The 10,959-nt window shown below is 73.8% G+C and carries 11 protein-coding genes; 9 read left to right on the forward strand and 2 right to left on the reverse strand.

Features of this window, described 5'->3' with window-relative positions:
• The first annotated feature begins 36 nt into the window (after positions 1-36).
• The 3 genes from I59_RS17710 to I59_RS17720 are packed head-to-tail and all read left to right on the forward strand — an operon-like array spanning position 37 to position 3,381.
• The gene (locus tag I59_RS17710; protein WP_022905013.1) at positions 37-1,089 is read left to right on the forward strand and encodes an LLM class flavin-dependent oxidoreductase; all 1,053 of its coding nucleotides are present in this window, start codon (positions 37-39) and stop codon (positions 1,087-1,089) included.
• Positions 1,089-2,393: an O-acetylhomoserine aminocarboxypropyltransferase/cysteine synthase family protein gene (locus I59_RS17715; RefSeq protein ID WP_022905014.1), complete on the forward strand. Its 1,305-nt coding sequence runs from the start codon at positions 1,089-1,091 to the stop codon at positions 2,391-2,393. The genes I59_RS17710 and I59_RS17715 overlap by 1 nt, the downstream gene beginning before the upstream one ends.
• A 55-nt stretch (positions 2,394-2,448) precedes the next feature.
• On the forward strand, positions 2,449-3,381 hold the full coding sequence (locus tag I59_RS17720) for a 4-(cytidine 5'-diphospho)-2-C-methyl-D-erythritol kinase (protein ID WP_022905015.1): 933 nt from the start codon (positions 2,449-2,451) through the stop codon (positions 3,379-3,381).
• A 1,189-nt stretch (positions 3,382-4,570) separates the two neighbouring features.
• Here I59_RS17720 and I59_RS21125 read toward each other — a convergent pair.
• Positions 4,571-5,083 carry a hypothetical protein gene (locus I59_RS21125; protein WP_148286307.1) on the reverse strand — a complete coding sequence of 171 codons (513 nt, stop codon included), beginning with the start codon at positions 5,081-5,083 and terminating at the stop codon, positions 4,571-4,573.
• 109 nt (positions 5,084-5,192) lie between these two features.
• On the opposite strand from I59_RS21125, the gene I59_RS17730 reads away from it, so the two are divergent.
• The 6 genes from I59_RS17730 (at position 5,193) to I59_RS17755 (ending at position 10,603) form a co-directional block, all read left to right on the forward strand.
• Positions 5,193-5,612, forward strand: coding sequence for a molybdopterin-binding protein (locus I59_RS17730; protein WP_022905018.1), 420 nt, complete (start codon positions 5,193-5,195; stop codon positions 5,610-5,612).
• The gene (locus I59_RS20400; RefSeq protein ID WP_022905019.1) at positions 5,609-6,721 is read left to right on the forward strand and encodes a HesA/MoeB/ThiF family protein; all 1,113 of its coding nucleotides are present in this window, start codon (positions 5,609-5,611) and stop codon (positions 6,719-6,721) included. The genes I59_RS17730 and I59_RS20400 overlap by 4 nt, the downstream gene beginning before the upstream one ends.
• The gene (gene modA, locus I59_RS17740) at positions 6,718-7,527 is read left to right on the forward strand and encodes a molybdate ABC transporter substrate-binding protein (protein ID WP_083882206.1); all 810 of its coding nucleotides are present in this window, start codon (positions 6,718-6,720) and stop codon (positions 7,525-7,527) included. Before I59_RS20400 ends, modA begins: the two co-directional genes overlap by 4 nt.
• 87 nt (positions 7,528-7,614) lie before the next feature.
• Positions 7,615-8,385: an ABC transporter permease gene (locus tag I59_RS17745; protein WP_022905021.1), complete on the forward strand. Its 771-nt coding sequence runs from the start codon at positions 7,615-7,617 to the stop codon at positions 8,383-8,385.
• Positions 8,382-9,422 carry a sulfate/molybdate ABC transporter ATP-binding protein gene (locus I59_RS17750; RefSeq protein ID WP_022905022.1) on the forward strand — a complete coding sequence of 347 codons (1,041 nt, stop codon included), beginning with the start codon at positions 8,382-8,384 and terminating at the stop codon, positions 9,420-9,422. The genes I59_RS17745 and I59_RS17750 overlap by 4 nt, the downstream gene beginning before the upstream one ends.
• Entirely contained in the window at positions 9,419-10,603 is a 1,185-nt protein-coding gene (locus I59_RS17755) for a calcium:proton antiporter (protein ID WP_022905023.1), read from the forward strand. Before I59_RS17750 ends, I59_RS17755 begins: the two co-directional genes overlap by 4 nt.
• Before the next feature lie 107 nt (positions 10,604-10,710).
• Here I59_RS17755 and I59_RS17765 read toward each other — a convergent pair.
• Positions 10,711-10,959 (reverse strand): MoaD/ThiS family protein (locus tag I59_RS17765; protein ID WP_022905025.1); only part of this gene is annotated, 249 nt, incomplete at its 5' end.

Consider the following 10,959-nt stretch of genomic DNA (forward strand, 5'->3'; position numbering starts at 1 on the left):
CCTCCAGGCCGGTACTCACCACCAAGGAACCCACCCGTGCGATTCGGATACTGGACCCCGCTCTTCGGCGGCTGGCTGCGCAACGTCGAGGACGAGGCGATGCCCGTCACCTTCGACTACGTGAAGCGGCTCGCGCAGCGAGCCGAGCGCATCGGCTTCGACCTGACGCTCGTGCCGGAGCTCAACCTCAACGACATCAAGGGGACGGCGGCGCCCTCGTTGGAGGCGTGGGCCCTCGCCGCGGCCATCGCGGCGACGACCGAGCGGCTCGAGATCATGGCGGCGATGCGGCCCGGGTACCACCTGCCGGCGGTCACGGCGAAGCAGGCGGCGACGATCGACGACATCTCCGGCGGCCGGTTCACGTTCAACGTCGTGAGCGCGTGGTGGGCGGAAGAGGCGCGCCAGTACGGCGGGATCTTCTCCGAGCACGACGACCGGTACAAGCGCACCGAGGAGTTCGTCGCGATCCTCAAGGGGCTGTGGCGTGAGACGCCGTTCTCCTTCTCCGGCGAGTACTACGACATCGCGAACAGCCACCTCGAGCCGAAGCCGCGCGTGACCCCGCGCATCTACGCCGGCGGCGAGAGCGAGGCGGGCAAGTCGTCCATCACGAGGTTCGCTGACGCCTACCTGACCCACGGCGGCACCGTGGACGAGCTCCGCACGAAGATCGACGAGATGCGTCGTCGTCGCGCCGACGCCGGAGCCGAGCCGTTCGAGGCGTTCGGCATGGCCGCGTACGTGATCGTGCGCGACACCGAGGCGGAGGCGCAGGCCGAGCTCGCACGCATCACCGACGTGCAGCACGGCAAGGCCTACGAGTCCTACCAGGACTTCATCTCGAAGTCGCAGCTCGAGCACGTCCCGTCGCTCGAGGACTACTCGGTGTCGAACCGCGGCCTGCGTCCCGGGTTCGTCGGCACCCCCGAGCAGGTCGCGGCCCGCATCCGGGAGTTCGAGGACGCCGGGGTGGACACCCTCCTGCTGCAGTTCTCGCCGCAGGCGGAGGAGATGGAGCGCTTCGGGGAGCAGGTCATCCCGCTCGTCCGGTCCTCCGCGGCGGTCCCGAGCGGGACGGCCGCCTGATGGCCGCACCCGAGGACGACTGGGCCTTCGAGACCCGCCAGATCCGGGCCGGGTTCAAGGCCGACCCGGGCTGGGGCGCGAACGTCCCGCCGATCGCGCAGAGCGCCGCGTTCGTCTACCCGTCGGGTGAGGACGCGGCAGCCCGGTTCATGCTCGACGCCCCTGGCCACACCTACTCGCGCGTGAACAACCCGTCGGCCGCCGCGCTCGAGCGGCGCATCGCGGACCTCGAGGGCGGCGTCGGAGCGCTCGCGCTCGCGTCCGGGCAGGCCGCGACGTCGCTCGCGGTGCTCGGTGTCGCCCGAGCCGGCGACCACGTCGTGTCGAGCGCCTCGCTGTACGGGGCGACCTACACCCTCTTCGCCTCGACGCTCCGCGACCTCGGCATCACCTTCACGTTCGTGCAGGACCCGACCGACCTCGACGCGTGGCGAGCCGCGGTCCGTCCCGAGACCCGGGCGTTCTTCGGCGAGTCGATCCCGAACCCCCGCGGCGACGTCCTCGACTTCGCCGGTGTGGCCGGGGTGGCGCACGAGGCCGGGGTCCCGCTCATCGTCGACAACACCATCGCGACGCCGTGGCTCGTCCGACCGATCGAGCACGGGGCGGACATCGTCGTGCACTCCGCGACGAAGTACCTCGCCGGACACGGCAGCGCCATCGCCGGCCTGATCGTCGACAGCGGCCGGTTCGACTGGGCGGCGTACCCGGACAAGTACCCGCAGCTGACGAGCGTCGAGCACTCCGGGTTCGCGGGCACCGACTTCGCCGCGAAGTTCGGACCGCGAGCGTTCATCCAGCGCACCCGGTCGAAGCTGTCCGCGGACCTCGGACCGGCGATCGCCCCGTTCACCGCGTTCCTCGTGCTGCAGGGCATCCAGACGCTGTCCCTGCGGATGGAACGGCACGTGTCGAACGCGGCCGCGGTGGCGTCGTGGCTCGACGCGCACGACCAGGTCCTCGGCGTGCACTACGCCGGACTGCCCTCGTCGCCGTGGCACGCGCTCGCCCAGCGGTACGTGCCGAAGGGGCCGTCGGCGGTGCTCGCGTTCGACCTCGACGGCGGGCTCGAGGCCGGTCGGCGGTTCGTCGGTGCCCTCGAGCTGTTCGACCACGTCTCGAACATCGGCGACGTCCGGTCGCTCGTGGTCCATCCCGCGTCGACCACGCACGTGCAGATGACCCGGAGCGAGCGTGCCGCGGCGGGTGTCGGCGAGGGGCTCATCCGGCTGTCGATCGGCCTCGAGCACGTCGACGACGTGCTGGCCGACCTCGAGCGCGGGTTCGCGGCTGCCCGAGCCTGACGCGGAGAGCCGTCACGCGCAGGAACGGGGTCCGGCCGCGGGATAGGTTGGAGCCATGACCTCGCTGGCCGCTCCGACCCGCGTGCGGGTGCGCGCCCCCGGCAAGATCAACGTGTTCCTGTCGGTCGGCGCGCTGCAGGACGACGGCTACCACGACGTCGCGACGGCCTACCAGGCGGTCTCGCTGTACGAGGACGTCACCGCGGAGCCGGCCGACGACTTCTCGGTGACCTTCACCGGTCCGATCGACTCGTCGGGCGTCCCGACGGACGAGTCGAACCTCGCGATCCGTGCGGCCCGCCTCGTGGCGGACGCCGCCGGTCACCGCGGCGGGGTCCGTCTCACGATCGACAAGCAGGTCCCGGTCGCGGGCGGCATGGGGGGCGGCTCGGCGGACGCCGCGGCCACCCTGCTCGCGGTCGACACCCTCTGGGGGACCGCCTTGGGGCGGGACGAACTCCTCCGGCTCGCGGCGCAGCTCGGCGCGGACGTGCCGTTCGCGTTCGCCGGCGGGACCGCGGTCGGGACGGGCCGTGGCGACGAGCTCAGCCCCGCGCTCGCGAAGGGCGAGTTCCGGTGGGTGCTGGCCCTGAGCGACGCCGGGCTGTCGACCCCCGCGGTGTACCGCGCGCTCGACGAGCACCGGGAGCGCTACCGGGCCGACATCGCGCCGGCGCCGACGACCCCGACGGTGGACGCGAACGTGCTGCAGGCGCTCCGAGCGGGCGACCCGGACCTCCTCGCGGACTGCCTGCACAACGACCTGCAGGCACCGGCCATGCGGTTGCAGCCGGCCCTCGCCGAGACGCTCGAGATCGGTGAGAAGGCGGGCGCACTGGCCGGACTCGTGTCCGGGAGTGGACCGACGGTCGCGTTCCTCGTGGCCGATCGGGACGCCGCACTCGAGGTGCAGGTCGAACTCAGCGCCGCCGGCATCGTCGCCGTCCGGGCCACGGGGCCGGTACACGGCGCGCGCGTGGTGCACTGAACCGAGACGAGGCGCGCCCGGTGTCCGCCTCGGTGCCGTGCTCGGGTGCGACGCGGGTCCGGGCTCAGTTACGGCGGAACTCGGTGATGACGACCTCGCCGGTCTTCCAGTGCCGCACGGCCGTGAAGCCGTGCTCCGCCAGCACCTGGGTCGTCTCCGGCTGGATGTTGCGCGCCTTCGGGGTCCCGCCGACGAACCACACGGTGTCGATGTCCGCGAGCCGGCTCGGGATGGTCGACGAGAGGTCGCCGTTCTGGTTCCAGAGCACGCCGGACGCGGCGCCGTCCTTCCGCACGGCGAGGTCCGTCATGCCCGCGAACGCGGACGGGTACGCCACGCGGATGATGTCCGCCGTGGTGCCGGGGTGCCCGTAGACGCTGCCGAACACCACGCCTTCGTCGCTGTCGCGGTGCTTCGCGCGCTCCGAGCTGATGATCGACGACGCCACCGACCACGTCGAGTCCTGCTTCGATCGGGGTGTCTTGACGACGACCGCGGTCGGGACGGAGAGCACCAGAGCGGCGACGAGCGCGCCGCCGAGCAGCGCCCGGCGCCGGATGACGGTGATGCCGAGGGCGATGAGCATCGCCACGAACGGCAGGCTGAGACTGGCGTACTTCGGCGTGTAGAGGTGACGGCCCAACGCGGTCGCGACGAGCAGGGCCAGGGTCGGGAGCACCACGAGCGGCAGGGCGACGCGTACGGCCTGCGCCCGGAACAGCGACCGGACGGTGGGTGATGCGCGGTGCGCGGCGACGAGGGCCGACGCCACCCCGAGGACCATGAGGGCCCAGGCCACGGCGGCGTAGAGGTCGACACCGCCGAACCACGCGGTCGAGAAGACCTGCGGGAAGGTGCGGTCGCCGATCGGTCCCAGCCACGCGACCTGCTTCGACTGGCTGGCGACGGCAGCCACGAACGGGACGACCGCGACGAGGACGACCGCCGAGACGATCGCCCACCGGAGCAACGAGCCACCGGGGGCGAGGGCGCGNAACGTCGGGTCGGACCGACGCGCCCGACGATCGGCGGCCATCGTCCAGAGGAACGTGACGGCGTGCGCGGCGACCGCCAGCGCGAGGTAAACGTTTGAAGGTGATCGCGACGACGGCCAGCAGCCCGTACGCGACCCACCAGTGCAGGCTCCGTCCGGATCGGGATCGACGGGCCGCGGTCAGCCCGACGAGCGTCAGGCACACCGCGAAGGTGGTGATCGGGCGTAGGAACGGCCTTCGCTGCCCGCCCACTGCACCCCCGGCAGCGCCAGGAACACGAGGCCGGCGGCGATGCCGAAGCGCCGTCCGCCGAGCCGACGGCCGAGCGCGACGACGAGACCGGCTGCGATCCCGACGGCGAGTGCGCTGGGGAACCGGAGCGTGAACGGGGTGTACCCCACGAGCCAGAACCAGGCGTGCACGAGCGCGTAGTACAGCCCGTGCACGGCGTCGACGTTGTGGAGCTCCGCCCAGAGCTGCGGCCACGACCGTTGGGCGCTGGTCACGGTGGCGGCCTCGTCGTACCAGAGCGACGGGACCCAGGCGAAGGCGGCGGCGACGAGCGTCCCGATCGCGCCGACGGTGAGCTCCGGCGTCCGGACGACCGCGACGCGTACGCCGCTCGGGACCGCACGCAGACGCTCCCGGACCGTGACGGGGCTCAGGCCGGGCTGCACCATGATGGTGTCGGTACGGGGGGAGCTCACGTCCTGCACGGTAGCCGCAGCGTCTGGACGACCGCCGGGGTGGACCGTGCCCTCCACTGAGAGTTCACATGCTCGTCGGGTGCCGGGGTACGGACTATCGTCAGGCACCATGACGATGCTCCGGATCCGCGACGCGGCGACGTACCTCGGGGTGAGCGACGACACCGTCCGGCGCCTGGTCGACGGCGGCACCTTCACACGGCACGACGACGAGGCCGGTCGAGCGGTGGTGGACGGCCGGGAGCTCGCCGACCACGCCCGGCAGCGCGGCGCGCAGCTCGGGGACCCCTCGGGCGTCCGGAGCTCCGCCCGCAACCGGTTCGTGGGCATCGTGACGGACCTGGTCGTCGACGGCGTGATGGCGCAGGTCGAACTGCAGAGCGGGCCGCACCGCGTGGTGTCGCTCATGAGTGCCGAGGCGGTGCGGGACCTCGGACTCGAGGTCGGCGCCGTGGCCGTGGCGTCGGTGAAGGCGACGATGGTCTCGGTCGAGGTGCCCGGCCCGGACGCCACGGCGGTGCGCGAGTGACGACGCCGTCGGTCCGTCGGGCGCTGACCGCGCGGACGGCCGCGCTGCAGGGCGCCGGCGACCGCGCGCTCGAGGCACTGGCGCGGGCGCGGGTCCTCGTGGTCGGCGCCGGTGGGCTCGGCGCCCCGGTCCTGCAGTACCTCGCGGGCGCCGGACTCGGTCGGGTGACGGTGGTGGACCACGACGTCGTCGACCCGTCGAACCTCGCCCGGCAGGTGTTGTTCGGGCTCGCGGACGTCGGGCGCCCGAAGGCCGAGGTGGCGGCGGAGCGCCTCCGTGCGGTGGACCCGGAGCTCGAGGTCGTCGCGGTCACCGGCTGGTTCGACCCCGCACAGGTCGCAGGGCACGACGTCGTGGTCGACGCGGCCGACAGCGTCGTCGTGACCCGGGCCGTCTCGGACGCGTGCGCCGCGGCGGGCGTCCCGTTCGTCTGGGGCACGGTCCTCGGCTACGACGGGCAGGTGTCGGTGTTCCACGACGCCGGACCGGAGCCGGTGGACTTCCACGACCTCCACCCGGACGTCCTCCCCGACGAGGGCTCGTGCGCGGTCGACGGCGTGCTCCCGGCACTCTGCGGCGCGGTCGGCTCGGTGATGGCGGCGCAGGTGACCGCGATCGTCGCGGGCCTCGGCGAGCCGCTGCTCGGCCGGGTCCTCACGGTCGACGCCCGGCGGTGGCGGTGGACCGAGAGCCCGCTGCGGCGTGGGCCGGACTCCCGACGGCCGGTCGCCCCCGCTGAGGCCGAGCCGGAGACGATCGCCCCGTCCGCCCTCGCCGCGGCGCTCGGCCCCGAGCCGATCAGCACCGGCCCGATCAGCACCGGCCCGATCAGCACCGGCCCGTCCGTCCCGACGTCCCTCGTCCTCGTCGACGTCCGCACCCCGGAGGAACGGGCGTCGGGCGTCATCGCCGGCAGCATCCCACCGGAGGACCTGCAGCCCGACGCCCGCACCGTCGTGGCGGTCTGCGCGAGCGGCCGCCGCGCCACCGCCTGGGCACGGACGCTCGACCGACCGGTCGTGGTCCTCGACGGCGGGATCGCCGCCTGGCGCGCCGAGGGCCACCCGACGGTGCCGGATACCGCAGATGCGGATACGCTGTCCCGGTGAAGACGCCTTTGCGGAAATCCCGGTTGGTCATCCTCGCGATCGGGGCCGTGACGGCGCTCGCGCTCACCGGGTGTTCGACGCAGGCCGCCCCGGCCGCGAGCAGTACGGCGTCCGCGACCGGCGGGGCGCTGACCGGGAAGATCACGGTCTTCGCCGCCGCCTCGCTCCAGAAGACCTTCACGACGCTCGGTGACCGCTTCGAGCAACAGCACCCCGGCACCTCGATCGCGTTCTCGTTCGCGGGCTCGAGCGACCTCGTGACGCAGATCCAGAACGGCGCTCCCGCCGACGTGTTCGCCTCCGCCGACGAGGCGAACATGGGCAAGCTCGCCCGGACGGACCTCGCCTCCGGGTCGCCGCGCGACTTCGCGACGAACGAGCTCGAGATCGCGGTCGCACCCGGCAACCCCGAGCGGGTCAGCGGGTTCGACGACCTCACCCGCACGGGCCTCCAGGTCGTGACGTGCGCCACCCCGGTGCCGTGCGGAGCGGCGACGGCGAAGGTCGAGCGTGCCACGGGTGTGGACCTGCGTCCGGTCAGCGAGGAGCAGTCGGTCACGGACGTCCTCGGCAAGGTCGAGTCCGGCCAGGCGGACGCCGGGCTCGTCTACGTCACCGACGTCGAGGGGGCCGGCGGGAAGGTCGACGGGGTCCGCTTCGACGAAGCCGCGAAGGCGGTGAACACCTACCCGATCGGCGTGCTGCGGCAGTCCGCGGACCCCGCGCTCGCGTCCGCGTTCACCGCGTACGTCCTGTCCGACGCGGGGCAGCGGGTGCTCGCCGACGCCGGCTTCGGGAAGCCCTGAGCGGTGCGCGGCGACCGGCCACGGCCCGCCGACCGGCCCCGACCCGCTGACCGGGCCTGGCCCGCCGACCGGCCCGTCCGACGTCCCGTGCCGTGGTGGCTCCCCGTCCCCGCGGCCCTCGGCGGCCTCTTCGTCGTCGTGCCCGTGCTCGCCATGGTGGGCCGCGTCGACTGGGGGTCGTTCGTCGCGCTCGTGACGTCGCCCGCCTCCCGCAGCGCCCTCGGGCTGAGCCTCGGTACGGCCGCCGCGACGACCGGGATCGCGTTCGTCCTCGGCTACCCGCTCGCCGTCCTGTTCGCCCGGTCGACGTCCCGGTGGACCGGCGCCGCCCGGGCGGTCGTGCTGCTGCCCCTCGTGCTGCCGCCCGTCGTCGGTGGACTGGCGCTCCTCGCGGCGTTCGGGCGCCTCGGGCCCGTCGGGGCGTTCCTCGACGAACACGGGCTGCGGATCGCCTTCACCACGACCGCGGTCGTCATCGCGCAGACGTTCGTCTCGATGCCGTTCCTGGTGTCCTCCGTCGAGGGCGCCCTCCGCGTCGGGGGTGACCGGTACGAACGGGTGGCAGCGACGCTCGGCGCCGGTCCGACCCGGACGTTCCTGACCGTCACCACCCCGCGGGTCCTCCCCGGCATCGTGTCCGGGCTCGTCCTCTGCTTCGCCCGTGCGCTCGGCGAGTTCGGCGCCACCCTCACGTTCGCGGGCAGCCTGCAGGGCGTCACGAGGACCCTGCCGCTCGAGATCTACCTGCAGCGTGAGATCGACCCCGACACCGCGGTCGCGCTGTCGCTCGTGCTCGTCGTCGTCGCCGTCGTCGTGATCGGGGTGTCGTCGGTGCGGCGCCGGAGCGTGCTCGCATGAGCGGTCTGGAGGCCCGGATCGTCGTCGACCCGCGGAGCGTCGACGTCGCGCTCTCGGTCGGGGCCGACGAGTGCGTGGCGCTCATCGGTCCGAACGGCGCCGGCAAGTCGACCGTCGTGGACGTGCTCGCGGGGCTCGTCCGTCCGGACGGCGGCAGCGTCGTCGTCGACGGCCGCACGCTCGCCGGCGACGGGCGCGCCGTCCCGACCCACCGCCGACGCACCGGCCTGGTCGCGCAGCGCCCCGACCTCTTCCCGCACCGGTCCGTGCTCGCGAACGTCGCCTTCGGTCCGCGCGCGGCCGGTGCGTCCGGCCGGGAGGCCCGTGGCCGCGCCCGTGAGGCGCTGGCCGCCGTCGGGGCGGTCGCGCTGGCGGACCGCGCGCCGGGGACGCTCTCGGGCGGACAGGCGCAGCGGGTCGCGATCGCCCGCGCCCTCGCCACCGACCCGGCGGTGCTCCTCCTCGACGAGCCGACGTCGGCGCTCGACGTCACCGCACGGCAGGAGGTCCGGGCCGCGCTCGCGGCGGCGTCCGCCGGTCGTCCGACGCTGCTCGTGTCGCACGACCCCGTCGAGGTCACGGCGCTCGCAGACCGCGTCGTCGTGCTCGAGGCCGGCCAGGTCGTCGAGCAGGGCACCCCGGCCGAGGTGCTCGGTCGTCCCCGCAGCGCCTTCGCGGCCCGGTTCTCGGGGCTGGTGACCGTGTCGGGGACGGCGACGACGGGTGGGGTGGTGACCGCCGAGGGTGGTGAGCTGTCGGCGGCGGCGCACACCGTGCCTCCCGGCCGGGCCGCGCTCGCCGCGTACCACCCGACGGCCGCGTGCCTGACGCGGGACGACGACGGAGCCGGGCGGCGCGTGGACGCGGTCGAGCCGCGGGACGGCCTGGTCCGCGTCCGGGCCGGGGAGCTCGTCGCCGACGTCACCCTGACCCGCTTCGCCGCACTCGGGTTGGCGATCGGCGACACCTGCCGCATCTCGGTCCCGGCGGACGAGGTGGTGGTCTACGAGCCGGGGGGTGGGAGGATCGGGGGATGACCTCCTGGATCGGCAAGGCCTGGCCCGTGGGGGTCCCCATCGTCGCAGCGGTCGTGCTGGCGCTGTCGTTCGGTCGGCACGACCTCGGGACCGTGGTCGTCGTGCTCGTCGCGGTCGTGCTCGCGGCGACGGTCCTCGCGGCCGTGCACCACGCGGAGGTCGTCGCGCACCGCGTGGGGGAGCCGTTCGGGTCGCTCGTGCTCGCGGTCGCCGTCACGATCATCGAGGTGGCGCTCATCATCGCGCTGTCGAGCTCGGGCGGCGCGAAGGCCGAGACCCTCGCCCGGGACACGGTGTTCTCCGCGGTGATGATCACCATGAACGGACTCGTCGGGTTGGCGATCCTCATCGGGACGATCCGGCACCACACCGTGCGGTTCAACCAGGAGGGGGCCTCGGCGGCGACGATGACGGTCGCGGCCCTCGCCGTCCTGACCCTCGTGCTGCCGACCTTCACCACCGGCACCGACAACGCCTCGTTCACGGGGGTGCAGCTCGTGTTCGTGGCGATCGCGTCCCTCGCGCTCTACGGGCTGTTCGTGTTCACGCAGACGATCGCGCACCGGGACTTCTTCCTGCCGGTCGGCCGCGGGTCGGCCGGGTCGGGGCCGGCCGGTTCGGGGCCGGCCGGTCACGGGTCGGCCGGTCACGGGTCTGCCGGTCACGGGTCGGCCGCGGGTCCGTCGTCGGCCGTGGACGAGACCGCGCACGCCGCCACCCCGACCGGACGCCAGACGCTCGTCTCGCTCGGGTTGCTGCTGCTCGCGCTCGTCGCGGTGGTGGGGCTGGCCAAGGTCGAGTCGCCCGCCATCGAGGCGGGGGTCGCAGCGGTCGGCTTCCCGCCGTCGTTCGTCGGTGTCGTGATCGCGCTGCTCATCCTGCTGCCCGAGGGCATCGCGGCGGCGAAGGCGGCGGCCCGGGACCGGATCCAGACGAGCCTCAACCTGGCCATGGGGTCGGCGATGGCGTCGATCGGCCTGACGATCCCGTCCATCGCCGTGGCGTCCCTGTTCATGCCCGGGACGCTGCTGCTCGGCCTCGGATCGGCGCAGATCGTGCTGCTGGCGCTCACGATCGTCGCCGCGGTGCTGACCGTGCTGCCGGGGCGGGCGACGCGGCTGCAGGGCGGGGTGCACCTGGTGGTCTTCGCCGCGTTCATCGTGCTGTCGATCGCGCCGTAGGGCCGCGTGGGCGTGGGCGGGGCCGTTGCGCGGGAGGCCTGGTGGTCCCGGGCGTCCCCCTGGTGGTCCCGGGCGCAGCCCGGTGGTCCCGGGGAACCCGGTCCCCGTCAGCCCCCGGCGAAGGGCGGCATGACGTCGACCGTGCCGACCCCGACGAGCGAGGTCGCACGGTCCCTCGTGCTCACGCCGTCGACCAGGTAGGAGCACCGCTCCACCAGCGCCGACCACCGCTCCGGGTCCGCCGCCTCGATCCCGGCCAGCGCCGCGTCGAGCGAGGCCACGTCCATCGCGTCGACGTCGACCGCGACCTCGTCCGCGCCCACCGCGGCCCGAGCCGCCGCGAAGAACCGCACCGT

Origin of the sequence: Curtobacterium sp. B8, from assembly GCF_000333315.1 — a bacterium.
Taxonomy (GTDB): domain Bacteria; phylum Actinomycetota; class Actinomycetes; order Actinomycetales; family Microbacteriaceae; genus Curtobacterium; species Curtobacterium luteum.